This is a genomic window from Streptomyces sp. NPDC039465 (assembly GCF_055639315.1).
The window spans coordinates 1,180,773-1,207,316 of record NZ_JBVKAP010000001.1; the positions used below are offsets into that span (position 1 = coordinate 1,180,773).

A 26,544-nucleotide genomic window follows, 5' to 3' on the forward strand; every position below is an offset into this window, starting at 1 on the left:
CCGGCAGCAGCCAGGCGGGCGCGCCTTCCCGAGACGGTCCCTCGGGGGGCGCGTCCGCCCTCACGCATGCCGAAGGTCTGCCCCAGGTCCACTCAGGTGATCACACTGCGTCACCGCACGAGTCGCATCGACTACTCCCCGTCGCTGTGGAAGGTTGGCCACCGGCCGGGCCCGCCGGCCGGGATGCGGAGGTGCTGACGCCGTGAGAACTCGAATCGCCCGTGGCCTGGCCGGTGTGGCAGTAGCCGTGGCGCTCTGCGCGTCATCCGCCTGCGGGGGCGGGGGCGGCGACGGCCCGGCCGACGGGACGAAGACTCCGGAGGCGGCGCCGACGGAGCCGAAACAGGGCGACACGCTGGGGACCGTCTTCCCGGGGAAGGGCGGCGGTCGGGCCGCCCCGGTCCGCGTGCCAACGGCCAAGGTGAACGAGCGGACGGGCGGGAAGCTGAAGTTCCGCAACGAAACCGGCAAGGACATGAGCCTGGGGGATCCGAAGGTGGCGTCCGAGGACTCCAGCAAGGGGCAGACATTCGCGGGTCGCGGTGACTGCCCCGATCCGCTGCCTGCCGGCGACGAATGTGAGATGACCCTCCGGCACACGGCGTACAAGCCGGGGCCCTACTCCGGAGTGGTGACCATCGAGACCTCGGAGGGCGAAACGATCACCGTGCCCTACTCCGGGGAGGCGGTCGGAGACGAGTCCCCGGCCACCGGGTCGCCGCAGCCCGAGCCCACGGTTCCCACCGAGCCGACCGAGACCGAGCCGACGTACATCGAACCGACGGACATCGAACCGACGGAGCCCGAGCCCGATCCCGAGCTCAGCTGACGGGCGAGGTCAGCTCCACGCGCACGGTGTCGTTGTCGGGCAGCACCACCGTCAAGTCCATGTTCCGCGAGGCGTGGGAGACCAGATAGAAGCGGGACGGAGACTTCACTAGCAGACGGAATCCGAGGTATTGGTGCCGGTACGGGCCCTTGCCGATGCCCATGTCCCGGTGCGTGATGCCCCACGCGTGGTGGACGATCGGGATACGCGAATAGACCACCACCGGCAGGCTCTCCTCGTGCCCCCCTTGGATTTCGTCCCAGGCATGGGTGCGCCCCTCCATGTCCACGTACCGGGTCATGCCGAAGAACAGGCTCAGGGCCATCAGCCCGATCAGGAGGGCGCCGCCCGCGGACCACATCCGGTCGGCGGTCCCGTCGCGCCGGTCCGGATCGTCCGCGCTCCACTGGAGACGCTGCTGCACGGAGAAGAACGCCAGGGTGGCGCCCAGCGCCGCCACGAGCGACGGGAGGATTTGGGTCCCCCACCAGCTTTCTGGGAGAAGTCGGGGAAGCCCTCCGAAGAAGGACGGAAATCCGAACAGCACCAGGAGGATGCCGACGGCGAGGAACCACTGGCTCACCGTGCGGCGCTGGCGCTCCTTCCCGGGGCGGGCCAGCACGTGGGCGATCCGGCCGAGCACCAGCAGCAAGGACAGTCCGCAGACCAGCAGGAACCACACCGGGCCGAAGATCGCGTCAGGGCTCTTGGCCAGGTAGGCCTGGATGGAGAGCTGGAGATCGGCCGACGGAACGCCGAAGCCGGCGTAATAGGCGTCGGTGTACACGCTGCCGAAGTAGTACAGCAGGCCGATGGCGGCGGTGCCCGGCGCCACCACGTACGCCGCCTTGTCGAAGAACGTCCCCGTGGGCGGCGGCGGCGCCGACGCGGGGGCGGGCTCGGGGGCGGGCTCGGGCGCAGGCGACGGCCGGGACGATTCCCCTCGCGGCACGGACATGCCGCCAGTCTCCGGGCCGTCACCCCGCCCCGCACGCAGAGCCCGCCAGTCGGCTGACCTCCGGCCTACGGCCAGGGCACCTGCGGCGAGCGGTAGTAGTCGATGCCGAGCGCCGTCATCCGGGGCCCCTGCGCGGCGAGCCGCAGTCTGTACGCCTCCCAGTCGTGCGTGGCGGCCGGTGACCAGCCGAGTTCCGCGACGCCCGGCAGACGGGGGAAGGCCATCTGGTCCAGGTGCGCGTCGCGCGAGAGCGTCTCGGTCCACAGCGGCGCCTCGACGCCCCGGACCGCGGAGGCGGGCGCACCCGGCAGGTAGGCGCCCGGATCCCAGTCGTAGGACCGGCGCACCTCGACGTATCCGGCCCAGGCGAGACCCAGCGGGGTGTCCTTGGTGTACTTCATGTCGAGGTAGATCCGGTCGGCGGGCGACAGGATCAGCCCCGCGCCGTTCTGCGCGGCCCGGGCGACCTCCGCCTTCTCCGCGTCGCTCGTACGGTCCAGGCCCCAGTACTGGACGAGGGCGCCCTTGGCCGGGGTGGCCCCGGCCAGCTGGTGCCAGCCGACGACGGTCTTGCCGTAGCGGGCGACGATCGGCTGGACCCGGTCCATGAAGGCGACGTAGTCCTCGTGGCTGGTGGAGTGGGCCTCGTCGCCGCCGATGTGGAGGTACTTCCCCGGGGTCAGCGCGGCCAGCTCGCGGATGACGTCGTCCACGAAGTCGTACGTGACCTCTTTGGGCACGCACAGGGAGCTGAAGCCGACGTCGGTGCCGGTGTAGAGCGGCGGCGCGACGCCGTTGCAGTTCAGCTCGGCGTACGAGGCGAGCGCGGCGTTGGTGTGGCCGGGCAGGTCGATCTCGGGCACGACCTCCAGGTACCGGGAGGCGGCGTACCGCACGATCTCCCTGTACTGGTCCTTGGTGTAGTAGCCGCCGGGGCCGCCCCCGACCTGGGTGGAGCCGCCGTAGGTGGCGAGCCGGGGCCAGGAGTCGATGGCGATGCGCCAGCCCTGGTCGTCGGAGAGATGCAGATGCAGCTTGTTGATCTTGTAGAGGGCCAGCTGGTCGATGTAGCGCTTGACCTGGTCGACGGTGAAGAAGTGCCGGGAGATGTCGAGCATCGCGCCGCGGTACGCGTAGCGCGGGACGTCGGTGATGGTGCCGCCGGCGATCTGCCAGGGCCCCGGCTGGCGGCTCTTCATCTCGACGGCCGCGGGCAGCTGCTGGCGCAGGGTCTGGACGCCGTGGAAGAGCCCGGCGGGCCGGTACGCCGTGATGGTGACCCCGCCGGGGCGGGACTCCAGGCGGTAACCCTCGTCGCCGAGCGCCTTCTCCCGGGGGCTCAGCTTCAGCCGGATCCCGCCGCGGCCGTCGTCGTCGGTGACGGGCAGGGCGTAGCCCGTGGAGGGGCGCAGCAGCTGGGCGAGGTAGCCGCCGATGGCGCGGGACTCCCGGCTGTCGTCGTCGACGCGGATCCGGGTCGCCGGAGTGAGGGCGTACGGGTCGCCGCCGGGGCGCACGGTGGCGGGGACGGGCACGATCTGGCCGAGGGGGCGGAGGGCGGGTTCGGCGTGGGGCGCCGCGCCGCCACTGCCCGGGGCGGCTCCGACGCCGGAGATGCCGGCCGCCACGACGAGCAGCAGGGAGCCGAAGAGCCGGGGGAACGTTCTGTGCTGTCTCACAGGCCTGGTCCCTTTCGACGGGGTTCGCGACTGTGGGCTTACGCAACCGAACGGTCACCATGCGTACCGCGCGCCCTGGAGCTGGTCAAGGTGTAGACCAATTTTCGAGGGGCCCTTCCCGGTCCGCTTCCTGATCCCGCGATGGAACAATCCACCCATGGCGGAAATCATCCAGAAGGACGGGACCTGGACCTTCGACGGGGACACGGTGCGGATCGTGCCCGGCAGCGACAAAGGGGTCAGCCTGCTCCGTAAGACGCTCGGTGAAGTGGCGGTCCCCCTGGCGGCGTTGGCCGGGATCTCCTTCGAGCCCGGCAAGAAGGCGGGCCGGCTGCGACTGCGGCTGCGCGACGGCGCCGACCCGCTGATGCAGATAACCGGCGGCAAGCTGGAGGACGGCTCGGACCCGTACCAGCTCTCGGTGACGAACGACCGCTCCGGGGTCGCCGAGTACTTCGTGGACGAGGTCCGCAACGCCCTGCTGCTCGACCAGGTGGCGACCGGCCCGGCCGACCGCTATCTACTGCCCGGCCCCGCCCTGCCGATCACCATCGGCGCGGGGGACGGCACGGTCACCTTCGACGGCGAGCGGATCCGCCTGGAGTGGAACTGGAAGACCGAGGAGTCGAAGTCGGCGGGCGGCGCGCGCACGATCGCTATCGCCGATGTGGACGCGGTGGAGTGGCTGCCCGCCGTGGGCCTGGAGAACGGCTACCTCCGCTTCCGGGTCGCCAAGGCCACCGCCACTCCTCCGGCGAAGTACGACCCGCACGCCGTCGAGCTGTGGGGCTTCCGCAAGGACCCGCTGATGGCGCTGGTCGCCGCCGCCGTGGTGGCCCGGATGCCGCACCCGCGCGCCGCACCGGCGGACGCCCCCGCCCCGCCCACGGCGCCGGCCGCCCCGGCCGACGGCTCGGACCATGACGCGCTGCTGCGCCGGCTGCGGGAGCTCGGCGAGCTCCACGGCGCCGGAATACTGACGGACGAGGAGTTCGCCACGGCGAAGCAGGCGGTCCTCAAGCGCCTCTGAGTCGTATCCGCACCACAACAATCCGTGATCACGAAGGGCCCTGCCCGATTCCGGGCAGGATTCTTGCGTTGCACGGTCGGTAGCCCGCAATATCTACGGGTGCTCGAACGCCGCTCGTCACATGACGACCTCATCGACCACCTGGTGCGCAGCACCGCGCTGCCGCGCGGTGAGGCCGCCCGGGTGGTGCTCGACGTGCTGGCGTACTTCGACGAGACGACCGAGGAGTTCGTCCGCCGCCGCCACCGCGAACTGCAGTCCGGCGGCGCCGTGAACTCCGAGATCTTCGAGCGCATCGCGGCGGAACTGCCGCACCGCGCGGTGGCGCCACCGGAGCTCTCGCTCCGGCAGCTGCGCCGCATCGTCTACGGCTGACACGGCCCGCCGGGCACACACCTGATCGTTGATGGAGGGGTTCAGACTTTATGTGCGGAATCGTCGGTTATATCGGCAAGCGTGATGTGGCTCCGCTGCTCCTGGAAGGCCTGCAGCGCCTCGAGTACCGCGGGTACGACTCCGCCGGCATCGTGGTCAACAGCCCGAAGGCCGCGGCGCTGAAGATGGTCAAGGCCAAGGGCCGCGTCCGCGACCTCGAAGCCCGCGTCCCCAAGCGCTTCGCCGGCACCACCGGCATCGCCCACACCCGCTGGGCCACGCACGGCGCCCCGAGCGACATCAACTCGCACCCGCACCTCGACCCCGAGAACAAGGTCGCCGTCGTCCACAACGGCATCGTCGACAACGCCGCCGAGCTGCGCGCCAAGCTGGAGGCCGACGGGGTCGTCTTCGCCTCCGAGACCGACACCGAGGTCATCACCCACCTCATCGCGCGCTCCCAGGCCGAGACCCTTGAGGAGAAGGTCCGCGACGCCCTCAAGCTGATCGAGGGCACGTACGGCATCGCCGTCATGCACGCCGACTTCAACGACCGCATCGTGGTGGCCCGCAACGGCTCCCCGGTCGTCCTCGGCATCGGCGAGAAGGAGATGTTCGTCGCCTCCGACGTCGCCGCGCTGATCTCCCACACCCGCCAGGTCGTCACCCTCGACGACGGCGAGATGGCCACCCTCAAGGCCGACGACTTCCGCACCTACACCACCTCCGGCACGCGGACCACCGCCACCCCGGAGACCGTGGAGTGGGAGGCCGCCTCCTACGACATGGGCGGCCACGACACGTACATGCACAAGGAGATCTCGGAGCAGGCCGACGCGGTGGACCGCGTCCTGCGCGGCCGCATCGACGAGAAGTTCTCCACCGTGCACCTGGGCGGTCTCAACCTGGACGCCCGCGAGGCCCGCGGCATCCGCCGCGTCAAGATCCTCGGCTGCGGCACCTCGTACCACGCGGGCATGATCGGCGCCTCGCTCATCGAGGGCCTTGCCCGGATCCCCGCCGACGCCGAGCCGGCCTCCGAGTTCCGCTACCGCAACCCGGTCGTGGACCCCGACACCCTCTACATCGCCGTCTCCCAGTCCGGTGAGACCTACGACGTCCTCGCCGCCGTCCAGGAGCTCAAGCGCAAGGGCGCGCGCGTCCTCGGCGTGGTGAACGTGGTCGGCTCCGCGATCGCCCGTGAGGCCGACGGCGGTGTCTACGTCCACGCCGGCCCCGAGGTCTGCGTCGTCTCCACCAAGTGCTTCACCAACACGGTCGTGGCGTTCGCGCTGCTCGCCCTGCACCTGGGCCGTATCCGCGACCTGTCCGTCGCCGACGGCAAGCGGATCATCGAGGGCCTGCGCAAGCTGCCCGAGCAGATCCAGGAGATCCTGGAGGGCGAGGAGGACATCAAGAAGCTGGCGGCCGAGTACGCGGACGCCAAGTCGATGATGTTCATCGGCCGCGTCCGTGGCTACCCGGTCGCGCTGGAGGCCTCCCTCAAGCTGAAGGAGATCTCCTACATCCACGCCGAGGCCTACCCGGCCTCCGAGCTCAAGCACGGCCCGCTCGCGCTGATCGAGCCGGCCATGCCGACCGTGGCGATCGTCCCCAGCGACGGCCTGCTGGACAAGAACCGCGCCGCCATGGAGGAGATCAAGGCCCGCAGCGGCCGGATCCTCGCGGTCGCGCACCAGGCCCAGGAGAAGGCCGACCACACCATCATCGTCCCGAAGAACGAGGACGAGCTGGACCCGATCCTGATGGGCATCCCGCTCCAGCTGCTGGCGTACCACACCGCGCTGGCCCTGGGCCGGGACATCGACAAGCCGCGCAACCTGGCGAAGTCCGTCACGGTCGAGTAGGTCCGGCCCCGCCCGACCACCGGCGGCTTCCCGGCCTGTCCCCGGGGAGCCGGGCGGCCCCTCCGGCCTGTCCCCGGACGGTCCGCACGTCCTCCGGCCTGTCCCCGGAGGACCCGGCGGGACACACAAGCGGTCCCTGTGCGTGCCACCTACGCACAGGGACCGCTTTTCCGTACGGCCGGCGCCGCCCAATCGCGCCGGCCTCTGTGGTTTCCCCGGACGGCGTCCGGTCAGCCCGTGGCCGCCGCTCCCCGGCCGGCCCGGCTCAGGGACGTCGGCCACTTGGCGACCGCCGCCGTCGCGCCGTACCAGGCCGCGAGGCCCGCCACGGCGGCGACCCAGCCGCCCGCCTTGGCCAGTCCGCCGTTCTCGGCGAGGGACCCGACGCCGTCGAGCAGCAGCGAGACGAACAGCAGCCCGTACACGCCCTGTCCGAACAGTCCGCTGCCCTTGGAGGCGGCCGTCAGCGTGAGCGCGAGCATCGCCCACAGCAGCAGGAACAGCCCGGTCGCGTGGGCCGAGGCCTCCGTACCGGCGGACGTGCCCCAGGTGAACCAGAAGGCGCCGAGACCGGCGAAGGCCGTGCCCGAGCCGCCGTTGCCCGCGCGGAACTCCAGGAGTCCGGCTATGAACAGCGCGACCCCGCCGACCCAGGTCGCGAGGGCCGCCGCGTCCCCGGCGCCGACGCCGTCGAGGACACCGGTGCCGCCGATGCCGAACGCCAGCAGTGTCAGTCCGAGTGCGAGTGGGCCGAGGGTGGAGGTGGTGCTCCCCGCAGAGACGTCTTTGTCCACGGCGGGCTCCCTTCATCTGCAAGTGGTGCCGCTTCAGGTGGTGCTGCTTCCAGCGACCTTTATGTACCCTTCACAAGCGCACAATCCACCTGTTTCAGCAGGTCAATTTCCTGGCGGGTCAAGGGATATGACGATGCGTCGCCCGCCGGATCCCAAACCCGGGACGGACAACGGAAGGGCTACGAAGGGGCTACGAGGGGGTCGCGGAAGAGCGCCGCGGAGGAGCGTCGCGGAAGGCTTCGGGACGCCGGTCGGGAGCGCTACGGAATGACGACGACGGGCCGCTTGGCCCGCTTGGCGAGCCGCCCGGCCACCGAGCCGAAGATCCGGCCGACGATGCCGTGCGTGGAGCCCACCACGATCGCGTCGGCGGAGTACTCCCGGCCGACTTCCTCCAGCTCATGGCAGATGTCCCCGCCGCGCTCGACGAGGATCCAGGGCACCTCGGAGAGATAGTCGGCGCAGGCCAGTTCGAGGCCGAGCACCTCGGTGCGGTGATCGGGTACGTCGACGAAGACCGGCGGCTCGCACCCGGCCCAGACCGTGGTGGGCAGCCGGTTGGCCACGTGCACGATGATCAGGCCCGAGCCGGACCGGCGGGCCATGCCGATGGCGTAGGCCAGCGCGCGCTCACTGGAGGTCGAGCCGTCGAAGCCGACGACCACCCCGTGCATGAAGGCGGGGTCGCAGGGGTGACGTGTCTGTTCCGCCGCGAGGGGGTCGACCGTGGAGTCGGCGACCTGCTTGCGGTCCGCGGGTTCGTGGAATTCGTGACCGGCCATCGGTGTCTCGGCGAAGAGGTCCTCGTGGGAGGGAACGAAGGAACAAGGAACGACGAGCGGCGGAGCTGTGTCCGGGAATCATCTTCCCAACCCCATACCCCCAAGGGTACGGCGCCACTCCTCGCCCGCACAGGGCGTTCAAGGGAGCATGCACGAGCCCGTCCCGCTTGGCAATGCCGGTTGCGCCCTACAGGCGTCCGTACGGGTCGATAAGGGCCCCTCACGGGTGGCCCCACGGGTCCCCGACCCGGGTACGGTACCGAGAAGCTGAAAATCCCCGACATTCCTCCCACCCTTGGCCAAAGGCCTCAGAGGCCAGTGACCGGAACGTTTCGCCCCTCGTTGCCCATGGGTCCATGCACCCATGCGCGCGCCGTTGCGAAGGAGCCGTTCCATGCCCGCATCATCGACCGCCCGCCCCCCGTCCGCGTACGCCGCGTCCGAGTCGGCGGGCGATGTCGTGCGCTGGGCCGCCTTCAGCTGCGGGGTGGTCCCGGTCGTCCTCGTCGTCTACGGCACCTCGGTCGGCGGCGCGGCGGTGACCGCGCTCGGCCTCGCCGCCGTCACCGCCGCCTGCCGGGTCCTGCTGCGCCGCTCCGAGCGGGGCGCGGCCCGGCTGCGCGCCGAGGAGGCCGCCGGCCCCCGCGGCAGGCACTGCCGTACGGTCCGGGACTGATGTGCTCGCACACACGGACCCATATATTTTCAGCCAACTTCCCGCCATCGGCGAGTCCTTGCCGATATGCCCTGTCAACCCCCGTGTCACCAGGCAAGAAAGCCTCGGCGCGCGGTTTTGCACCCTACGGGGACGGGCCATGCACGAAACGCCCACTTCCCTGGGCGCCCCGCGAGTGGAACGCTTCGTGATCGAATGCTTCGCGCCAAGTTGCCTTGTCGACAATGTGCCGGATGCAGAACTTGTCACGCCGGCGCCATAGGACGCAGTAGATTCGATCATGGGTATCGAAGACTGGGGTCTCGTGCAAAACCGAGGGGAAACGTGCAGGAGCGACAGGACCAGGGAGACGCGAACACCGAGGGGGGCTTAGCGTCATGAGCCAAGACTCCGCCGCACCGGAGGCAGCCCGTAAATTGTCCGGGCGCCGCCGTCGCGAAGTCGTCGCAGTGCTGCTGTTCAGCGGTGGCCCCATCTTCGAGAGCTCCATTCCGCTCTCGGTGTTCGGAATCGACCGACAGGACGCGGGAGTTCCGCGCTACCGGCTGCTGGTGTGCGCCGGTGAAGAGGGCCCACTGCGGACCACAGGGGGGCTCGAACTCACCGCGCCGTACGGCCTGGAGGCCATAGGCAGGGCCGGCACCGTCGTCGTGCCGGCGTGGCGGTCGATCACCTCACCGCCACCGCCGGAGGCGCTCGACGCGCTGCGCCGGGCCCATGAGGAGGGCGCCCGGATCGTCGGGCTGTGCACCGGGGCGTTCGTACTCGCCGCCGCCGGTCTGCTCGACGGCCGCCCGGCGACCACCCACTGGATGTACGCGCCGACGCTCGCCAAGCGCTATCCGTCGGTCCATGTGGACCCGCGGGAGCTCTTCGTCGACGACGGTGACGTACTGACCTCCGCCGGCACCGCGGCCGGAATCGATCTCTGTCTGCACATCGTGCGGACCGACCACGGCACGGAGGCCGCGGGCGCCCTGGCGCGCCGGCTGGTCGTCCCGCCGCGGCGCAGTGGCGGTCAGGAGCGCTATCTCGATCGATCTTTACCGGAGGAGATCGGCGCCGACCCGCTCGCCGAGGTCGTCGCCTGGGCGCTGGAGCACCTCCACGAGCAGTTCGACGTGGAGACCCTGGCAGCGCGCGCGTACATGTCACGACGGACGTTCGACCGACGTTTCCGCTCGCTGACGGGGTCCGCGCCGCTCCAGTGGCTGATCACCCAGCGGGTGCTGCAGGCCCAGCGCCTGCTGGAGACCTCCGACTACTCCGTCGACGAGGTCGCCGGCCGCTGCGGGTTCCGCTCCCCGGTCGCCCTGCGCGGGCACTTCCGGCGCCAGCTGGGCTCGTCCCCGGCGGCGTACCGGGCCGCCTACCGGGCCCGCCGCCCGCAGGGCGAACCGGCCGTGGCCGTGCTCAGCGAGCCGGTCATCCCGCCCCAGGTGTCGTCGATGGCGCGGCGTGCGCCGGCGGGCGCGGGAGCCCCGCTGGAGCTGGGCAAGCCGCACCCGGAGGCGTACGCCTCGGGACGGGCCGGGTTCCCCGGCCAGCGCGGCGCGCCCTAGCGAGCACCGGCACCAGTGATCCGACCGGCGATCGGGGCGACGCCCCCGGTCGCCGGTCGGCCTAAGGTAGGACGCATGAACGATCGCATGGTGTGGATCGACTGCGAGATGACCGGGCTCTCGCTGACGGACGACGCACTCATCGAGGTGGCCGCACTGGTCACCGACTCGGAACTGAACGTGCTCGGCGAAGGGGTGGACATCGTGATCCGCCCGCCCGAGCGAGCCCTGGAGACGATGCCCGACGTGGTGCGCCAGATGCACACCGCCTCCGGGCTCCTCGACGAGCTCGCGAACGGCACCACCCTCGCCGATGCCGAAGCCCAGGTGCTCGCGTACGTACGCGAGCACGTCAAGGAGCCCGGCCGGGCGCCGCTGTGCGGGAACTCGGTCTCCACCGACCGCGGCTTCCTCGCGCGTGACATGTCGGCCCTGGAGATGTACCTCCACTACCGGATCGTCGATGTCTCCTCGGTCAAGGAGCTGGCCCGCCGCTGGTACCCGAGGGCGTATTTCAACAGTCCGGAGAAGAACGGCAACCACCGGGCGCTCGCCGACATCCGCGAGTCCATCGCCGAGCTCCGCTACTACCGGGAGGCGATCTTCGTCCCCCAGCCCGGCCCGGACTCGGACACCGCGAAGGCCATCGCGGCCAAGCACGTCCTGGCCGCGGAGTGACCTCCACATGAGGCCCCGCTCGCGCCCGCGCAGGCCCCGCGCCAATGCGGGCGCGAGCACCCTCTCGGACCCTGTACACTTTTTCTCGGCCGGTCGGGAAAACCTTCGGGGAAACCGCCGGTCGTGGTGGGTATAGCTCAGCTGGTAGAGCACCTGGTTGTGGTCCAGGATGTCGCGGGTTCGAGTCCCGTTACTCACCCTAGATGATCAAGGGCTGACCTGCGGAAACGCGAGTCAGCCCTTGATCTGTTTCTGCTTGGCCAAACCACGGCCACCGGCGACCTGCCCCTCGCGTGGCAGCATTCAGCCATGGCGTGCACCAGCCACAGCCAAGACCCTGACGTTCAACAGCCTGGTCCGTAGGATCGCCGCATGATTCGAGCTGTGGTCTTCGACGTGGGTGAGTGCCTGGTAGACGAGACGCGCGAGTACGGCACCTAGGCCGACTGGCTGGGCGTCCCCCGCCACACCTTCGCCGCCATGTTCGGCGCTGTGATCACCCAGGGCCAGGCCCAGCTCGCGAACCAGGTCGGGCAGCGGGTCGTCCTGGTGGACGGAGACCAGCAGGACGCCGTCGACGCGGTGCGCGGCGAGGTACTGGCCGAACCGGCGGGGCTCCTTCTCCGAGCGGATCAGGGTGAGCAGCAACTGCTTGTCGGCGTCGGCCAGTTCCGCGGCGACGCCGCGGATGATGTCGAGGAAGTACGGCTCCGCGAAGAGCCGGGCCTCGGTCTCGGGGACGGCCAGCGCGATGGCGTCGGTGCGGCTGCCGGCCAGGGCGCGGGCCGCGCGGTCGGGGACGTACCCCAGCTCGGCGACGGCCCGCTCGACCGCGGCCCCGGCCCGCTCGCTCACTCGCGGGGAGCCGTTGACCACCCGCGACACCGTGCCGCGGCCCACGCCCGCCCGGGCCGCGACCTCCTCCCACGTGGGCCTGCCGGTCCGCCGACCGCTCGCCGCCATCCGTCAACGTAGAGGGTTGACACCGCCTTCCACCAACCTCCCGGCGACGTCACGGACATGGGCTGGGCCGTCGACCCGAGCGGGCTGCACGAGCTGCTGCTGCGCCACACCCGGGAGGCGCCGGGCCGGCCGCTGATGATCACCGAGAACGGCGCCGCGTACCCCGACAAGCCGGCCGCGGACGGCACATTCATGTCGACTACCCGACCCAGGCCCGCACCATCAAGTCCAGCGCGGGCTGGTACGCCCGGCTGGCCCGTACGGGGGTGCTGCCCGAGCCGCCCGCGAAGTGATCCGGCGGATCCGATCCCCGTTATTTCTGTAGTGGACGTTAGAGAATCTGGTACCGTCGTTCCGTAACGCCCACTACAGAATCTCGGGGGAATCCATGACCACCGCACCCGCCCTCCTGCTCGCCCACGGCGCGGGCGGCGGCATCGCCGCGAACTACGGACCGGTCCTCGACGCGCTCTCCGCCGGCCGCCGCGTCCTCGGCGTCGACTACCCAGGCGCCGGAGACACACCCCGCTCCGACTCGCCGCTCGAACTGGACGACCTGGCAGACCAGTTGGTCTCCGCCGCGGACGCGGCCGGCCTCGACCGGTTCGCGCTCAGCGGCTACTCCCTCGGCACCGCCGTCGCCGTCCGCGCCGCCACCCGCCACCCCGGACGGGTCACCGCGCTCGTCCTCACCGCGGGCTTCGCCCACGTCGACCACGCCACGCGTCAGAACGCCATCCTGTGGCGGGAGCTGCACGCCACCGGGCAGTACGAGCTCCTGGGCCGCCTGATGCTCCCGCTCTGCCTCAGCCCTGGCGCCCTGAACGCCCTGTCCGACGAGGAGCTGACGGCCGCCGCCCGGGCGACCGGCGAGACCGCGCCGCCCGGCAGCGCCGACCACGCCGACCTGGTGGCCCGGGCCGACATACGCGCGGACCTGGCCGGGCTCGACCTGCCCACGCTCGTGATCACCACGACCGAGGACCGGCTCATCCCGCCGCACCTCCAGCGTGACCTGACCGCCCGGCTCCCCCACGCGCGCGTGGCCGAACTGGCCACCGGCCACCTGCCCTTCGCCGAGACCCCGGACGCCTGGGCCGAGCTCATCACCACCTTCCTCGACGAGGTGGCGGCCTGACCTGGAGCCGACAGGAGCATGCCCCGGCCGGAGAGGGGAAGCCCGGCCGGGGCATGCGGGTGGGGGGCACTGCGGTTCAGGTGCCGGCCTCCTTGCCGGCGGCCCTCCTTGTAGACGGCCCTACTTGTAGGCGGCGAACGCCTTGGTGAAGGCCAGCGGCTGCTGGAGGATGGAACTGCACGTGGGGTCGGCGTGGTTCACCGCGCCCGCGGCGCACTGCTTGTCGCGGGTGGAGGACCACATCGACAGCCAGCCGAGCCCCTTCTGCCGGGCGAACTCCACCAGCTGGGTCGCGTCCTCGACCTTGAAGATCTCGGTCGTGACGTCGTTGACACCGATCATCGGGGTGACGGCCACGGCCTTCCAGGCGGCTGCGTCCGACAGCCCGAGCACGCCCTTGATCTGCGCCTGCGTGGCGGTCGCGGCCTGGATGGCGTACGTCCCCATGTCGCCGCTGTACGCCGGTCCGTAGTCCATCGCCATGATGTTGACGGCGTCGATCCGGACGCCGTTCTTCCTGGCGTCGGCGAGCAGGTCCACGCCCGGCTGGGTCAGGCCCTCGGGCATCACCGGCAGGGTGAAGGAGATGTTCAGCCCCGGGTGGGACTTCTGGAGCTGTGCGATCGCCTGGGCGCGGCGGGTGTTGGCGGCGGTGTCCGGCAGGGCCGCGCCCTCGATGTCGAAGTCCACCTTGGTGAGCTTGTACTCGTCGACGACCTTGCCGTACGCCTTGGCCAGCTCACCGGCGGACGCGCAGTTCAGCGCCAGCTCGTGCCCGGCCGCGCCGCCGAAGGAGACCCGTACGTCCCCGCCCTTGGCCCGCAGGGCGCCGATCTGCGCGGCAACCTTGTCGCTCGCGAGGTCGGTGACCCCGCCCCACAGCGGGGCACAGGCGCCGCCGGAGGTGATGAAGGCGAGGTTGAACTCCTTGACGCCCGTGGCGTCGGCGGTGGCGACCATGTCGTACGCGGGGTACAGCGAGGTGTCGATGTACGGGGCGTACCGCGCGGCGCCGGAGGACGGCGGGGGCGTGGTGGGTGTGACGGTGGCGGTCGGGGTCGGCTTGACCGTCGGCTTGACCGTCGGCGTGCCGGTGGGGGCCGAGGTCGGGGACGGCGACGGCGGCTGCGTGGGACGGCCGCTGGGCTGCGGCGTCGCGCCCGCGTCGGCCGAGCAGGTGGCCTTGTTGATGAGGCAGCCGGTCGGGTCGCCGGCCGCGCCGCTCGCGGAGGTCACGAACCCGACGGTGACCGAGGCGCCGGGCGCCAGTTGCTTGTTCCAGCTCGCGGGCTTGACCGTGACGTGCCGCCCGGAGACGGTGTGCTCGCCGTTCCACAGGGAGCCGATGGTCGTCCCGGCGGGCAGGTCGAACTCCAGCGTCCAGTCCGACTGGGCCTTGTCCGTCTTGTTCGTCACGACGTACTGGCCGGTGTAGCCGCCGGTCCACGAGCTGGTCTTGGTGTAGATGGCGCCGACCGCGGCGGCCTGCGCGGTGCCGCCGAACGCGAACGCCGCGCCGCCGATCACCGCGGCCGCCACGACCGCGCCGACCGCCTTCGTCCTGCCGCTCGCCTTGCGCCGGTGCGCACTGGTGCCCATTCGCGTGCCTGCCTCTGCTGCCTGTGCTGCGTTACGGGGGGTGGGGGTGCGGCAGCACGCTAGCGGGCCCGAAACGGACAAAGACACTGAACGGGGCGGGCGTTGGGAAGCTTAGGGTCCGCTTAAGGAAGCCATCGGGACGGCTAAAGGTTCAGACCTCCGAGGCCTCCGATTCCTCTGATTCCTCCGAGCCGGGGGCCGATCGGGGCCGATCGTCGGGTCCGAAGCCCTCAGCCCCGCTTACGCCGTCCCACCCGGTGCCCACGCCGCCCTTCCCCCATACCGGACCGCCGCCCGTCGAGCCCGATCCAGATCCGGACCTCCGTACCGCCGAGCACCGAGTGCCCGATCCGTACGTCCCCGCCGGTCGACTCCGCGACCCGGCGCACGATGTCCAGGCCGAGCCCCGTGGACCCGTCCCGCGCGCCGCTGTTGCCCCGGGCCAGCGCAGCCGCCGGGTCCGCGATGCCGGGCCCCGCGTCCGAGACGAGGACGATGACGGCGTCGTCGCCGTTGTGCACGTCGACGGAGAAGGCGGTGCCCTCGGGCGTATGGCGGAAGACGTTGCCGAGCAACGCGTCGAGAGCGGCGACCAGTTCGGGCCGGGCGACCGGGATGCGTACGGGCCGGTCGATGCCCGCGACCCGCACCTTCCGGCCCTCGTCCTCGGCCAGCGCCGACCAGAAGTCCATCCGTTCCCGTACGACCTCGGAGGCGTCACAGCCCGCCCCGGGCCCGGCCGCCTGGGTCTGCGGCTTCGCCTCCCGGGCCGTACGGATGATCGTGTCGACCTCGCGCTCCAGCTGCTCGACCGCCGCCCGGGTCTGGTCGGCGGCCGGCCCCTCACCGAGCGAGGCGGCGTTGAGGCGCAGCACGGTCAGCGGGGTGCGCAGCCGGTGCGAGAGGTCGGCGGCGAGCTCCCGCTCGTTGGCGAGGAGCTGGACGACCTGGTCGGCCATCGCGTTGAAGGCGACGGCGGCCGACCGCAGTTCGGGCGGGCCCTCCTCGGGCACCCGTGCGCCGAGCTTGCCCTCGCCCAGGTCATGGGCGGCCCGCGCGAGCCGCTGGGCGGGCCGCACCATCCGTACGCCAAGCCGGTCGGCGACCGCGACCGAGCCGACGATCAGGGCGGCGCCCACGCCGGAGAGGACCAGCCAGGCGGTGGCGACGCCGTTGGAGACCTCGCCCTCCGGTACGAAGACCTCGACGATGGCGATCTGGCCGCTGCTCAGCGCGATCGGCTGGAGCAGCGCGGAGCCGCCCTCGACATCGGTGATGGAGGCGCGGGGGGTGGCCCGTACGGTGTCCAGGTCCTTGGCCGCGGCCCGGCCGTTGCCGATCTCGAGCGCCCGGCCGCCTGCCCCTTCGGCGGCCGGGATGTGGACGGCCATCCGGCCCGCGGCCCCCGCCTGGGTGGAGGCGACGGCCCGGTCCAGCTGGTCGCGGTCGGTGGTGATGGAGAGGCTGGGCCCGATGGCGGCGGCCTGCCGCTCGGCGTTGGAGAACGCCCGGTCGCGGGCCATCTCCTTGATGACGAGGCCCAGCGGCACGGCGAAGGCGACCACGACCATCACGGTGACGGCGAGGGACACCTTCACGAGAGCCCACCTCATCGCGGCGGCTCCAGCTTCACTCCGACACCCCGCAGGGTGTGCAGATAGCGGGGTTTGGCGGCCGTCTCCCCCAATTTCCGGCGCAACCAGGACAGGTGGACGTCGATGGTCTGGTCGTCGCCGTACGCCTGCTGCCAGACCTCGGCGAGCAGCTCCTTGCGGGAGACGACCACACCGGGCCGGCCGGCCAGGAAGGCGAGCAGGTCGAACTCCCGGCGGGTGAGGTCCAGCTGGACGCCGTCCAGCTCGGCCTGGCGCCGCAGCGGGTCGATGGAGAGTCCGCCGACCTGGATGACCCGCGACGGCGGCGCGTCCCCGCTGCTCGCGCGGGAGCGCCGCAGCACGGCCGCCATCCGCGCGGAGAGGTGCTCCACGGAGAACGGCTTGGTGAGGTAGTCGTCGGCGCCGTCGTTGAGGAGCCGCACGATCTCCGTCTCGTCGTCCCGGGCCGTCGCGATGATCACCGGCACGTCGGTGATGCCGCGCAGCATCTTGAGCGCCTCGGACCCGTCCAGATCGGGCAGTCCGAGGTCGAGAATGACCACGTCGAAGCGGAAATGGGCCACTTCGCGCAGCGCCTCGAGGGCCGTGCCGACGCTCCGTACGGTGTGGGAGGCCTCGGTCAGGTGCCGGATGAGGGCGGAGCGCACGAACTGGTCGTCCTCGACCACGAGCACACTTGCCATGGGCGGCACCGTACGCCATTCGGGGGACGGCACGGCCCTGGGAACCCCCTGGGTCACCACTGTGAAGGGTGGTGCAGTATGGCCCGGATGCGTAGAGGACTTGTTCACGTCTTGGCGTGGTCGCTCGCCACGGGCGCGGCGGTCACGCTGTCGTGGTGGGGTGTGCACACGGTGATGTCCGGCACCGCGTACGACCCTCCGCGCGCACTCCCCATCACGGCGGACACCCCGCTCGTCCCGGCCACCGGCGGCTCCTCGTCCGCCACCCCGGACCGACCTCAGGCCCCCGCGTCCTCGGCCCCGGCGTCACCCTCCGGCTCGCCCGAGACCGCTCCGGCCCCCAGCCGCGAGCCGTCACCGTCCCGCACGCCCTCCGCCTCCCGTGGCACCTCGGCGACACCGCCGTCCCACCAGGGCAAGGTCAAGAGCTACTCCGTCGCGGGCGGCCAGGTCGTCTTCGACATCGGCCCCGACTCGGCCGAACTGGTCTCGGCGACGCCCGCCTCCGGCTGGCAGATGCAGCTGTGGAAGCAGCCGACGTGGATCCGGGTGACCTTCACGCAGGGCGGCCGGGAGATCTCGGTGTTCTGCGTCTGGCACGACACCGCGCCACGGGTCGAGATCGACGAGCGCTGACGGCCGGTCCGGCCAGGTCAGCCGAAGGCTGACGGGGGCGGTACGGGCGAGGGCTTGGCGCTCGCGTCGGTGACGACGGCCGCGCCGCCCGTGAAGTCCTTCAGCTCCCGGCCGTCTTCGACCCGGCCCGCGTGCGGGTCGCTCGCGACCCGGCGGGTCAGTTCGGCCACGGGCAGCGGCAGCTCGGAGGCGAGCAGGACCGCGTTGCCGAAGCGCCGGCCGCGCAGCACCGCCGGGTCGGCGGCGAGGGCGAGTTCGGGGAAGACGGTGGCCGCGGTGGCGATCTGGCCCCGCAGATGGGCCAGCGGCGGTCCGTCGGCGAGGTTCGCGGCGTAGTGGCCGCCGGGCGCCAGCACACGGCGGACCTCGGCGAGGAATTCCGTACTGGTCAGGTGGGCCGGGGTACGGGCCCCGCTGAAAACATCCGCGATGATCAGGTCCGCCCAGCCGTCCGGGATCCGGCCGAGGCCGTCCCGGGCGTCGCCCGAGCGGACCCGGACGCGGGCGGCGGAGTCCAGCGGCAGTTCCCGGCGGACCAGCTGGACCAGGGGCGCGTCCACCTCGACGATCTGCTGGGTGGAGCGGGGGCGGGTGGCCGCAATGTAGCGGGCGAGGGTGAAGGCCCCACCGCCGAGGTGCACGACGTGCAGGGGGCGCCCGGCGGGTGCGACGAGGTCGGCGATGTGGCCGAGCCGGCGCTGGTAGGCGAAGTCCAGATGGGCCGGGTCGTCCAGGTCGACGTGGGACTGCGGGGCGCCGTCTATCAGCAGGGTCCAGCCGCGGGCCCGCTCCCGGTCGGGTATGAGCTCCGCGAGCCCGCCGTCCACGGTCTCGACCACCGCCGCCACGGCCGTCGCCCGTGCACGCTGCTTGTTCCTTGCCACCCGCCCATTATCGGTCAGCGCCCATCGGCCGGCGCCGGGCGGCGTCTGCGGGCGTCGGTCAGCGGCAGTTGTCGGCGGCCTCGATCATGCGGGCCGCCTCCCCCAGGGCCTCGCGCAGGACGACCGGGTCGGTGACCGGGCCGGTGTCGTCGGGCGGCAGGAGCCAGCCCGTGCCGGAGACCGGGGGCTCGGGGTGCACCCCGGGGATCCGCAGGCCGCGCCCCGAGGTCTGGGTGCAGGCACTGCCGGGCATGTCCCAGCCCTCGGCCGTGCCGGGCGGCACCAGAAAGCCGAGGGTGTCGCTGGTGCCGTCGTGGAGGACCGGTCCGACGGCGGGGGCGCCGCCGCGGCGGAGGATGTCGACGGCCTCCAGGCCCTGCCGGGCGGGCACGGTCACCAGGTCGCAGGGGACCACGACACCGTCGAGGGCCTCTCCGGGAGGGGCGCTGGCGTCCGGGGTGGGCCAGTGCTGCGCCGTCGTACGCGATCCGCCCTCGGTCCGCGGGCTGGTCTCCATGCCGACCTCCAACAAGGGGTCCCCTCCTCGCCAGTGGAGACACGTTCCGTCTCTCCGCATGGTTCAACGCCCTCGCGCGTCAACGGCTACGGCGGCACGCCGCCGCAAAGGATGGCAGTTCATGGCAGATCGGGGGTGAGATATCCCGTTTGTAGCCAAACACTGCGTGAGCACCTGGTCACAGCAGGTACGTTCATCCCCGCCGGAACGACGGCAGCACACGAGAGGGCTCGGCCATGGCGATGTCACGGGCAGTTCCCAATCACGCCTTCCGCAGGCTGCGCGGGCAGCACTCACCGGGGGAGTTCGCCGCCCTGGTCCGCAGGGCCGCCCGGGAGATCGGTGAGCAGGTGGCCTGTGACGCCCGGTACGTCGGGCGGGTGGAGGCGGGCGAGATCCGCTGCCCCAACTACGCGTACGAGCGGGTGTTCCTGCATATGTTCCCCGGTCTGACCCTCGCGGACCTGGGCTTCTCGGCGCGGGAGACCGTACGCGGACGCAGTGCGCGCACCACGACCGGTGCGCCCGCGCCACCCACTTTGATCCAGAACGATGAGGAGAGCGACGTGCTGCGTCGCGCATTCATGACGAGCGGTGGCGCCACGGTGGCAGCCGTCTCGCTGGGGCTCGGGTCCGTCCCGGCCCAGGCCTTGCCGCAGATCCCGAGCCAGCGGCGGATCGGCGAGGCGGAGGTGAGCGCGGTGGAGGAGGCTGTACGGCAGATCCGGTTGCTCGACGACCGGCATGGCGCGGACGGTCTTTACCGCAGGGCGGCCGAGCCGCTGCGGGCCGCGTACGCGCTGCTGGACGCGGGCACCACGGCGCGCGGCTCGACCGCCGACCGGCTGCACACGGGCGCGGGTGAACTGGCCATCTCCGTGGGCTGGCTGGCTCATGACTCGGGGCGGCTGGACGATGCCCGCTCGCACTACGCGGAGGCACTGGCCACCGCGCGCGTGGCGGGTGATCCGGCCCTTGAGGCGCATGCTTTCTGCAACACGTCGTTCCTGGCCAGGGACGCGGGCCGGTTCCGGGAGGCGGTCCGCGCGGCGCAGGCGGGGCAGCGGGCCGCGCGGCATGTGCCGTCCGCCCGGCTGCGGTCGCTGCTGGCCCTGCGGGAGGCCGGGGCGTGGGCGGGGCTCGGCGACCGCGGCGGCTGCGGGCAGGCGTTGGGGCGGGCGCACAGTCTGTTCGGCCAGGGCCCCTCGGACACGGATCCGGAGTGGATGTCCTTCTTCGGCGAACCGGAGCTGGAGGCGCTGGAGGCGCAGTGCTGGTCGACCCTGGGTGAGTGGGGGCGCGCTGCGCGGCACGCGCACCGGGCGACGGTCCTGCAGAGTCCGCACTTCGCGCGGAACCTCGCGCTGTACCGGGCGCAGCTGGCCGCGGATCTGGCCCGCGGCGGGCGCCCCGAGGAGGCCGCGGAGGCGGCCCTGCAGGTCCTGGACGTCCTCGACGACGTCCAGTCGAACCGCATCCGCCGCCTGCTGGCGCAGACCGCCGAGGTGCTCTCCGCCCGCCGCGACGCCTCGGGCGTGCCGGAGCTGCTGGCCCGCCGGGGCGCGTACGTCTGACCGGCCGCCGGTGATCGCCCAGCGCAAACGTTCCGCTGGGCCCGGCCGGCGCGGCTAGTCCAGGTGGCCGGTGTCGTTCCAGCGCTGGATCGCCGGGGCGCCATAGGCCCAGCCCAGGACCGACAGGCTCGTCGGACTCAGGTAGATCCGGGCCCCGAAGGAGACGTCCTCGCCGAGCCAACGGGCACCGATCGAGCGGAGGATGTGGCCGTGGGCGAAGACGAGGACGTCACGGTCGGCCGAGCGGGCCCATTCGACGACCTCGTCCGCGCGGGCGGACAGCTCGGCGTGGGTCTCGCCCTCGGGCACGCCGTCGCGCCAGATCACCCAGCCGGGGCGGATCGCGTGGATCTCGGCGGGGGTCATGCCTTCGTAGGCGCCGTAGTCCCACTCCATGAGGGTGTCCCACTCCTGGGCGCGGTCGCCGAATCCGGCCAGTTCGCAGGTCTCACGCGCGCGTGAGAGGGGGCTGGTGCGGATCTCGACGTCGGCGAGGCCGTTCCAGGGTGCACGGTGCAGCCGCTCGCCGAGGAGCTTGGCGCCGCGGCGGCCCTCGTCGAGGAGGTGGATGTCGGTCCTGCCGGTGTGCCGGCCGAGGAGCGACCATTCGGTCTGGCCGTGCCGGGCGAGCAGGATGCGCGGTGCCATGGAGGCTCTCCCTGAAGGTTCACAGTCGGTGCCCGCTCATCATCTCGTACGTGAACTCCGGGCGACGACGGGCAACCCACACGGCGATATCCGCGTCCCACTAGGGGCCAGTCATCACCAGCGTCACATGTGGGGGAACGCCCGGATGCCACAGCCTGCTGCCACCGCTCCAGGACCCGGGCGGCCGCGGCCGCGCTGGTGGACTGAGCTCGCCCTGATCGCCGTGGTGTACGTCGCGTACTCCTGCGGCCGGCTGCTGGCCCGTGGCGATGTGTCCACGGCCGTGGACAACGGTCTGGCGATCCTGCGTCTCGAGCAGGGCCTCCACCTCAACGCCGAGCATCCGCTGAATCGTCTCTTCACAAGCACCCCGGCGATCGGCATACCCGCCGACTTCGCCTACGCGTCGCTGCACTACCTCGTCACCCCGGCGATCCTGGTCTGGCTCTTCCGCCGCCGCCCCGTCCGCTACCGGGCCGCCCGCACCTGGCTGATGGTCTCCACGCTCTGCGGGCTGGTCGGCTTCACGCTGCTGCCGACCTGTCCGCCCCGGCTGCTGGACGCCCACCACGGCTTCGTCGACACCATGGCGCAGTTCAGCGCGTACGGATGGTGGGGCGGCGAGGCGAGCGCGCCGCGCGGCATGGGCGGCATGACCAACCAGTACGCGGCGATGCCCAGCCTCCACGTCGGCTGGGCGCTGTGGTGCGGGGTGATGCTGTGGAAGTACGGGCGCTCACCGCTGCTGAAGGCCCTCGGGGTGGCCTACCCGCTGCTGACCGTGATCGTCGTCATGGGCACGGCCAACCACTACTTCCTGGACGCGGTGGCGGGGGTCGCCGTGATGGGGCTCGGACTGGTGCTGACCAGGCCCGCGATGCGGCTGACGGACCGGGTGAGGGAGCTGCTGACCGGAGCGGCCGCGCCGGTGAAGTCCCCGATTGTCAGTGGCGGATGCGAGACTTCCGCGGGTGAGCGAATCCCTGGACAGCGGACCTCTCCCAGCTCCGCAGACGACACTCCGGCAGGGGGCATCCCCGGCTCCGGCGCAGCGGCCGGCGTGGGGAAGCCTCGCTGAGCTGCGCGGCCCCGCCGCGCCGCATCCGCTGGACGCGCGGGCGCTCGCAGCGCTGGCCGCCAACCCCGGCTGCCGGCGGCGGGCGCTCCTCGACGGCGCCGGGGTGGACAAGACGGCGCTGGCCGCCGCGCTCGGTACGCCGGCCGCGTTCGGGCAGTCCCAGTTCGCGTTCATGCGGGGTCACGCCTTCGAGGCCCGGGTCAAGGCGGACGGCGGCCGGGAGCTGCTGCGGCTGCTCGGCCCCGAGGAGCCGCGCGAGGTGTCCGTGCCGGAGCTGGCGGCGGCCGGGCCCGCGGGCCGCGCGGCGCGTACGGCGCTGGCGCTGCGGGAGGCGACCCAAGCCGGCGGGTGGACGCTGCTCGACCATCCGATGCTGGCGCTGGAGGTGGCGGGCTCACCGGCGTATCTGGAGCCGGACGCGGTGGTCGTGCACCCCGACGGGCGGTGGACGGTCGTTGAGATCAAGTCGTTCCCGATGATCGACGGCGCGGCGGACGCCTCGAAGGTGGGGGCGGCGGCGCGCCAGGCCGCCGTGTACGTCCTGGCCCTGGAGCGGGTAGCGGCGGTGATGGAGGGCGCGCGCGTGGCGCACTCGGTGCTGCTGGTGTGCCCCAAGGACTTCTCCAACCTGCCGACGGCCTCGGTCGTCGACGTACGCAAGCAGCTGTCGGTGACCCGGCGTCAGCTGGCGCGGCTGACCCGGGTCGAGGAGATCGCGGCCGCGCTGCCGCAGGGCACGACGTTCGATGTGGAGGCCTGCTCGGCGGACGAGTTGCGGGCAGCGGTGGACGCCGTGCCGCACGCCTACGCCCCGGAGTGCCTGTCCGCCTGCGAGTTGGCCTTCCACTGCCGGGAGCGGGCGCGGGAGGCGGGCGCGGTCGAGGCGCTCGGCCGGTCGGTCCGGGGCGAGCTGGGTGGTCTGACGACGGTCGGCGCGGTGCTCGCGGCGGCGCGCGGCGAGGCGGGCGATCCGGACGACCCGGCCGTGGCGGCGCTGCGGCGGGCCGCGGCGCTGCGCGCGCGGGCCCTGGCCGAGCGGGAGGCGGCCGTATGTCGCTGATCTCCACCCTGGCGCGGCTCGAGGCGGTCGAGTCCGGGCGCGCCCAGCCGCTGGCCACCGTCCGGCACCGGCATCTGTCGGCGCGCCCTCTGGTGTTCGTACCGCTGACGACGGCCGGTGAGGCGGGGGCGCCGCTGGGGGCGCTGGTCGGGACGGACCCCGGGGAGCCCCGGCTGCTGGTCGTGCCGCAGCCCCGCGACCGGGATCTGCGGTTCGCGTTCCTCGCCGATCTGGCCGAGGCGGTGCTGCCGTACGTCGACGGGTTCGGCGAAGAGGTGGAGGCCGCCGAGAAGTCCGAGACGGACCCGGAGACCGGCAAGAAGATCAAGGTCGAGGTCGAACTGTGCGCCGACGCACCGCAGTTGATCGTGCCGAGCCGGGCGGGCATCGAGTACGTACGGCTCCTGGGCCGGTCGATGCGGTTCCGGCGGACCGTCGAGCAGGACCCGCAGACGCCGTACCCGGCTCCGCCGCGGGTGCCGCTGCTGGGGCGGTGGCTGACGCACTTCGGGGAGCGGGCGAGGGTGCCCGGCTCGTCGTTGCTGCTGTCGGCGACGGATCTGCTGAACCGGCACTGGGCGACCGGCCAGTCCTCGCTGGAGGACCAGCACCTGGGCGCGCTGCTGGCCTGGATCGATCCCCCGGAAGGAGAGTCGGGGGCCGAGGCGGCGCTCCGGGCCGAGCTGGGGCGGGACCGGGAGGGGCAGTTGCTGTGCCCGCCGGCCGGTCCTGCGACCGACCCGGCGTTCGACAACCGGGTGCTGGCGCCCGCGATCGAGCGGTACGACCGGGCGCGGCTGGAGCTGGCCGCGGCCGAGGACGGCGAGGCCGCCGACGCCCGGCTGGCCGAGCTGCACGGGGCCGAGCGGGAGATCCGGCGGCTGCTCCTCGCGCAGATGAAGCCCACCTGGGACGCGGTGTGGCGGTCGGTGGAGCTGCTGCGGGGACTGCCCGCCGGGGCGCGGGTGGCCGACCGCTGGACCCGGGACCGCTGGTCGTTCACCGGACACCGGGACCGGGTGCGGGCGGGTGAGCCGCCGCAGCCGCGCCGCGACGACGCGGTGACCGCGGCCCAGAAGCTGGCGGCGCGGGAGACGGCGCAGGCCCAGCTGGAGGCGCAGGAGGCGCTGGACGATCCGCTGGTGCTCGCCGGGCGCCGGCTCTCCGGTGAGGCGTTCGTGGCGGAGGTGGTGGAGGTGACGATGGCGTGGTCGGAGTCGAAGCGCCCCTCGCCGCGTCCGCTGCTGACCGTCCGTACGGACGATCTGCCCCATCTGGCGGAGCGGGGGAAGGTTTTTCGCTCGCTGGACGGCAAGCCGCAGACGGCGGAGTTCGTCCGGTGGGAGGAGGACGGTTCGCTGGTGCTGCGGGTGCTCGACCGGATGGGGCGGGCGAAGGACCCGGCGGAGGGGTCTGTTCCGGAGAAGGGCGAGCGGATCGCCTGGACGCTGTTCGAGCACGATCAGCGGGGTGGCCCGAAGCTGCCCGACCCCGAGGAGACGCCGTGGACGCACGGCGGGCCTCCGCACTCCGACACCGCCGAAACCCCTGATCCCGTCACCCCGGAGGACCTGCTGTGAGCTTCGACCCCGCCGCGGAGGCGGCGCGGGCCACCCGGAACATCCTCGCCGACACCCTGCACGGGCAGGCGCGGGGCGTCGTCGTGGACTCGCCACCGGGCGCCGGCAAGTCGACGCTGGTGGTGCGGGCCGCGATCGAGCTGGCCGGCGCCGGGCGCCCCCTGATGGTGGTCGCCCAGACCAACGCGCAGGTGGACGACCTCGTGCTGCGGCTCGCGGAGAAGGAGCCGGAGCTCCAGGTCGGGCGGCTGCACAGTAACGACTCGGATCCGTACGACAAGGCGCTCGACGAGCTGGAGCAGGTACGGACGTCGTCGAAGGCGGGCGATCTTGCCGGGCTGCCGGTGGTGGTCTCGACGGCCGCGAAGTGGGCGCATGTGAAGAGCGTCGAGCCCTGGGCGCACGCGATCGTGGACGAGGCGTACCAAATGCGCTCGGACGCGCTGCTCGCGGTGGCGGGCCTGTTCGAGCGGGCGCTGTTCGTGGGCGATCCCGGGCAGCTGGACCCGTTCTCGGTGGTGGGCGCCGAGCAGTGGGCGGGGCTGTCCTACGACCCGTCGGCCAGCGCGGTCTCCACGCTGCTCGCGCACAATCCGGAGCTGCCGCAGCACCGGCTGCCGGTGTCCTGGCGGCTGCCGGCGTCGGCGGCGCCGCTGGTCTCCGACGCGTTCTATCCGTACACACCCTTCCGCAGCGGTACGGGCCCCGGCGAGCGGCGGCTCTCCTTCGGAGTGGCGTCGGACGGCTCGGGCCCGGACCGGGTCCTGGACGAGGCGGCGGAGTCGGGCTGGGGCCTCCTGGAGCTGCCCGCCCGGCACACGCCCCGTACGGACCCCGAGGCGGTACGGGCGGTCGCGCTGGTGGTCCGGCGGCTGCTGGACCGGGGCGGGGCCGCGGTGAGCGAGCGGTCGGACGCTCCCGTCCCGCTGACCCCTGACCGGATCGCGGTCGGCACCGCCCACCGCGACCAGGCGGCGGCGGTCCGGGCGGCGCTGACGGAGCTCGCCGTGACGGGCGTGACGGTGGACACGGCGAACCGGCTCCAGGGCCGGGAGTACGACGTGACGGTGGTCCTGCACCCCCTGTCGGGCCGCCCGGACGCGACCGCGTTCCACCTGGAGACGGGCCGCCTGTGCGTCCTGGCGTCCAGGCACCGGCACGCCTGCATCGTGGTCTGCCGCGCGGGCGTCGCGGACCTCCTGGACGAGCACCCCTCGACGGAGCCGGTCCAGCTGGGCGTGACGGTGAAGTTCCCTGACGGATGGGAGGCGAACCACGCGGTGCTCTCGCATCTGGCGGAACACCGCGTGGCCTGGGCGCCCTGAGGAGACGCCCTT

At 72.3% G+C, this 26,544-nt stretch carries 24 protein-coding genes, 1 tRNA gene and 3 pseudogenes; 17 read left to right on the forward strand and 11 right to left on the reverse strand.

The features are described 5' to 3' along the window. The first annotated feature begins 202 nt into the window (after nucleotides 1–202). Nucleotides 203–829 carry a hypothetical protein gene (locus tag ACZ7LT_RS05235; RefSeq protein ID WP_471234519.1) on the forward strand — a complete coding sequence of 209 codons (627 nt, stop codon included), beginning with the start codon at nucleotides 203–205 and terminating at the stop codon, nucleotides 827–829. Here ACZ7LT_RS05235 and ACZ7LT_RS05240 read toward each other — a convergent pair. Together ACZ7LT_RS05240 and ACZ7LT_RS05245 are read right to left on the reverse strand one after the other, a co-directional pair. Then, nucleotides 822–1,787, reverse strand: coding sequence for a hypothetical protein (locus ACZ7LT_RS05240; protein ID WP_471234521.1), 966 nt, complete (start codon nucleotides 1,785–1,787; stop codon nucleotides 822–824). The two genes, ACZ7LT_RS05235 and ACZ7LT_RS05240, sit on opposite strands and share 8 nt — an antisense overlap. A gap of 65 nt (nucleotides 1,788–1,852) precedes the next feature. Then, nucleotides 1,853–3,466: a beta-N-acetylhexosaminidase gene (locus ACZ7LT_RS05245; RefSeq protein ID WP_471234523.1), complete on the reverse strand. Its 1,614-nt coding sequence runs from the start codon at nucleotides 3,464–3,466 to the stop codon at nucleotides 1,853–1,855. A 157-nt stretch (nucleotides 3,467–3,623) separates the two neighbouring features. On the opposite strand from ACZ7LT_RS05245, the gene ACZ7LT_RS05250 reads away from it, so the two are divergent. The 3 genes from ACZ7LT_RS05250 (at nucleotide 3,624) to glmS (ending at nucleotide 6,739) form a co-directional block, all read left to right on the forward strand. Continuing rightward, a complete protein-coding gene (locus tag ACZ7LT_RS05250) occupies nucleotides 3,624–4,496 on the forward strand; it encodes a DUF4429 domain-containing protein (protein ID WP_471234526.1) in 873 nt (290 codons plus the stop codon). Nucleotides 4,497–4,595: 99 nt separating this feature from the next. Continuing rightward, a complete protein-coding gene (locus tag ACZ7LT_RS05255) occupies nucleotides 4,596–4,871 on the forward strand; it encodes a hypothetical protein (protein WP_019886591.1) in 276 nt (91 codons plus the stop codon). A gap of 50 nt (nucleotides 4,872–4,921) precedes the next feature. Then, on the forward strand, nucleotides 4,922–6,739 hold the full coding sequence (gene glmS / locus ACZ7LT_RS05260; protein ID WP_471234528.1) for a glutamine--fructose-6-phosphate transaminase (isomerizing): 1,818 nt from the start codon (nucleotides 4,922–4,924) through the stop codon (nucleotides 6,737–6,739). A gap of 230 nt (nucleotides 6,740–6,969) precedes the next feature. On the opposite strand, the gene ACZ7LT_RS05265 is transcribed toward glmS, so the two are convergent. Further along, the gene (locus tag ACZ7LT_RS05265; RefSeq protein WP_471234530.1) at nucleotides 6,970–7,533 is read right to left on the reverse strand and encodes a GPR1/FUN34/YaaH family transporter; all 564 of its coding nucleotides are present in this window, start codon (nucleotides 7,531–7,533) and stop codon (nucleotides 6,970–6,972) included. 260 nt (nucleotides 7,534–7,793) lie between these two features. Then, nucleotides 7,794–8,315, reverse strand: coding sequence for a universal stress protein (locus tag ACZ7LT_RS05270; RefSeq protein ID WP_019886594.1), 522 nt, complete (start codon nucleotides 8,313–8,315; stop codon nucleotides 7,794–7,796). Between the two features lie 394 nt (nucleotides 8,316–8,709). On the opposite strand from ACZ7LT_RS05270, the gene ACZ7LT_RS05275 reads away from it, so the two are divergent. The 5 genes and pseudogenes from ACZ7LT_RS05275 to ACZ7LT_RS05295 all read left to right on the forward strand — a co-directional run. Then, nucleotides 8,710–8,991, forward strand: a complete 282-nt coding sequence (locus tag ACZ7LT_RS05275; protein WP_471234534.1) for a hypothetical protein — start codon at nucleotides 8,710–8,712, stop codon at nucleotides 8,989–8,991. Between the two features lie 377 nt (nucleotides 8,992–9,368). Further along, entirely contained in the window at nucleotides 9,369–10,553 is a 1,185-nt protein-coding gene (locus ACZ7LT_RS05280) for a helix-turn-helix domain-containing protein (protein WP_471234536.1), read from the forward strand. A 75-nt stretch (nucleotides 10,554–10,628) separates the two neighbouring features. Beyond that, complete coding sequence (gene orn, locus ACZ7LT_RS05285) at nucleotides 10,629–11,231, forward strand: oligoribonuclease (RefSeq protein ID WP_471234539.1); 603 nt, start codon at nucleotides 10,629–10,631, stop codon at nucleotides 11,229–11,231. A gap of 126 nt (nucleotides 11,232–11,357) precedes the next feature. Beyond that, nucleotides 11,358–11,430 (forward strand) — tRNA-His (locus ACZ7LT_RS05290). A 173-nt stretch (nucleotides 11,431–11,603) separates the two neighbouring features. Next, a pseudogene (locus ACZ7LT_RS05295) lies at nucleotides 11,604–11,741 on the forward strand (haloacid dehalogenase); the annotation flags it as partial. On the opposite strand, the pseudogene ACZ7LT_RS05300 reads toward ACZ7LT_RS05295, so the two are convergent. Then, nucleotides 11,739–12,194: pseudogene (locus ACZ7LT_RS05300) on the reverse strand (LacI family DNA-binding transcriptional regulator); the annotation flags it as partial. The pseudogenes ACZ7LT_RS05295 and ACZ7LT_RS05300 overlap by 3 nt on opposite strands. An 18-nt stretch (nucleotides 12,195–12,212) precedes the next feature. Between ACZ7LT_RS05300 and ACZ7LT_RS05305 the strand changes: the two are divergent. Together ACZ7LT_RS05305 and ACZ7LT_RS05310 are read left to right on the forward strand one after the other, a co-directional pair. After that, nucleotides 12,213–12,487: pseudogene (locus ACZ7LT_RS05305) on the forward strand (beta-glucosidase); the annotation flags it as partial. Between the two features lie 95 nt (nucleotides 12,488–12,582). Next, nucleotides 12,583–13,332, forward strand: a complete 750-nt coding sequence (locus ACZ7LT_RS05310) for an alpha/beta fold hydrolase (RefSeq protein WP_471234542.1) — start codon at nucleotides 12,583–12,585, stop codon at nucleotides 13,330–13,332. Between the two features lie 120 nt (nucleotides 13,333–13,452). Here the strand turns inward: ACZ7LT_RS05310 and ACZ7LT_RS05315 are convergent, their stop codons facing one another. The 3 genes from ACZ7LT_RS05315 to ACZ7LT_RS05325 form a co-directional block, all read right to left on the reverse strand. Further along, nucleotides 13,453–14,931, reverse strand: a complete 1,479-nt coding sequence (locus ACZ7LT_RS05315) for a glycoside hydrolase family 18 protein (RefSeq protein WP_471234544.1) — start codon at nucleotides 14,929–14,931, stop codon at nucleotides 13,453–13,455. 230 nt (nucleotides 14,932–15,161) lie between these two features. Continuing rightward, a complete protein-coding gene (locus ACZ7LT_RS05320) occupies nucleotides 15,162–16,544 on the reverse strand; it encodes a sensor histidine kinase (RefSeq protein ID WP_471234547.1) in 1,383 nt (460 codons plus the stop codon). Further along, on the reverse strand, nucleotides 16,541–17,230 hold the full coding sequence (locus ACZ7LT_RS05325) for a response regulator transcription factor (RefSeq protein ID WP_471234552.1): 690 nt from the start codon (nucleotides 17,228–17,230) through the stop codon (nucleotides 16,541–16,543). The genes ACZ7LT_RS05320 and ACZ7LT_RS05325 overlap by 4 nt, the downstream gene beginning before the upstream one ends. Nucleotides 17,231–17,308: 78 nt before the next feature. Here ACZ7LT_RS05325 and ACZ7LT_RS05330 point away from each other — a divergent pair, with 78 nt between their 5' ends. Further along, nucleotides 17,309–17,866 carry a hypothetical protein gene (locus ACZ7LT_RS05330; protein ID WP_471234555.1) on the forward strand — a complete coding sequence of 186 codons (558 nt, stop codon included), beginning with the start codon at nucleotides 17,309–17,311 and terminating at the stop codon, nucleotides 17,864–17,866. Nucleotides 17,867–17,883: 17 nt separating this feature from the next. Here ACZ7LT_RS05330 and ACZ7LT_RS05335 read toward each other — a convergent pair whose 3' ends face one another. Together ACZ7LT_RS05335 and ACZ7LT_RS05340 are read right to left on the reverse strand one after the other, a co-directional pair. After that, nucleotides 17,884–18,750 (reverse strand): spermidine synthase, encoded by an 867-nt coding sequence (locus tag ACZ7LT_RS05335; protein WP_471234559.1) that lies wholly within the window; start codon nucleotides 18,748–18,750, stop codon nucleotides 17,884–17,886. 58 nt (nucleotides 18,751–18,808) lie between these two features. Further along, nucleotides 18,809–19,267 carry a hypothetical protein gene (locus ACZ7LT_RS05340; RefSeq protein ID WP_471234562.1) on the reverse strand — a complete coding sequence of 153 codons (459 nt, stop codon included), beginning with the start codon at nucleotides 19,265–19,267 and terminating at the stop codon, nucleotides 18,809–18,811. Nucleotides 19,268–19,503: 236 nt separating this feature from the next. Here ACZ7LT_RS05340 and ACZ7LT_RS05345 point away from each other — a divergent pair, with 236 nt between their 5' ends. Further along, nucleotides 19,504–20,841 carry a tetratricopeptide repeat protein gene (locus ACZ7LT_RS05345; RefSeq protein WP_471234567.1) on the forward strand — a complete coding sequence of 446 codons (1,338 nt, stop codon included), beginning with the start codon at nucleotides 19,504–19,506 and terminating at the stop codon, nucleotides 20,839–20,841. A gap of 54 nt (nucleotides 20,842–20,895) precedes the next feature. Here the strand turns inward: ACZ7LT_RS05345 and ACZ7LT_RS05350 are convergent, their stop codons facing one another. Then, nucleotides 20,896–21,489, reverse strand: coding sequence for a histidine phosphatase family protein (locus ACZ7LT_RS05350; protein ID WP_471234571.1), 594 nt, complete (start codon nucleotides 21,487–21,489; stop codon nucleotides 20,896–20,898). Nucleotides 21,490–21,634: 145 nt separating this feature from the next. On the opposite strand from ACZ7LT_RS05350, the gene ACZ7LT_RS05355 reads away from it, so the two are divergent. From ACZ7LT_RS05355 to ACZ7LT_RS05370, 4 genes are read left to right on the forward strand one after another with little or no spacing between them, the layout of a single operon-like run. Then, entirely contained in the window at nucleotides 21,635–22,567 is a 933-nt protein-coding gene (locus tag ACZ7LT_RS05355; RefSeq protein ID WP_471234575.1) for a phosphatase PAP2 family protein, read from the forward strand. Further along, entirely contained in the window at nucleotides 22,461–23,627 is a 1,167-nt protein-coding gene (locus tag ACZ7LT_RS05360) for a hypothetical protein (protein ID WP_471234579.1), read from the forward strand. Before ACZ7LT_RS05355 ends, ACZ7LT_RS05360 begins: the two co-directional genes overlap by 107 nt. Further along, complete coding sequence (locus ACZ7LT_RS05365) at nucleotides 23,618–25,207, forward strand: hypothetical protein (protein ID WP_471234581.1); 1,590 nt, start codon at nucleotides 23,618–23,620, stop codon at nucleotides 25,205–25,207. Before ACZ7LT_RS05360 ends, ACZ7LT_RS05365 begins: the two co-directional genes overlap by 10 nt. Continuing rightward, entirely contained in the window at nucleotides 25,204–26,532 is a 1,329-nt protein-coding gene (locus ACZ7LT_RS05370; protein ID WP_471234584.1) for an AAA domain-containing protein, read from the forward strand. The genes ACZ7LT_RS05365 and ACZ7LT_RS05370 overlap by 4 nt, the downstream gene beginning before the upstream one ends. Nucleotides 26,533–26,544 lie beyond the last annotated feature (12 nt).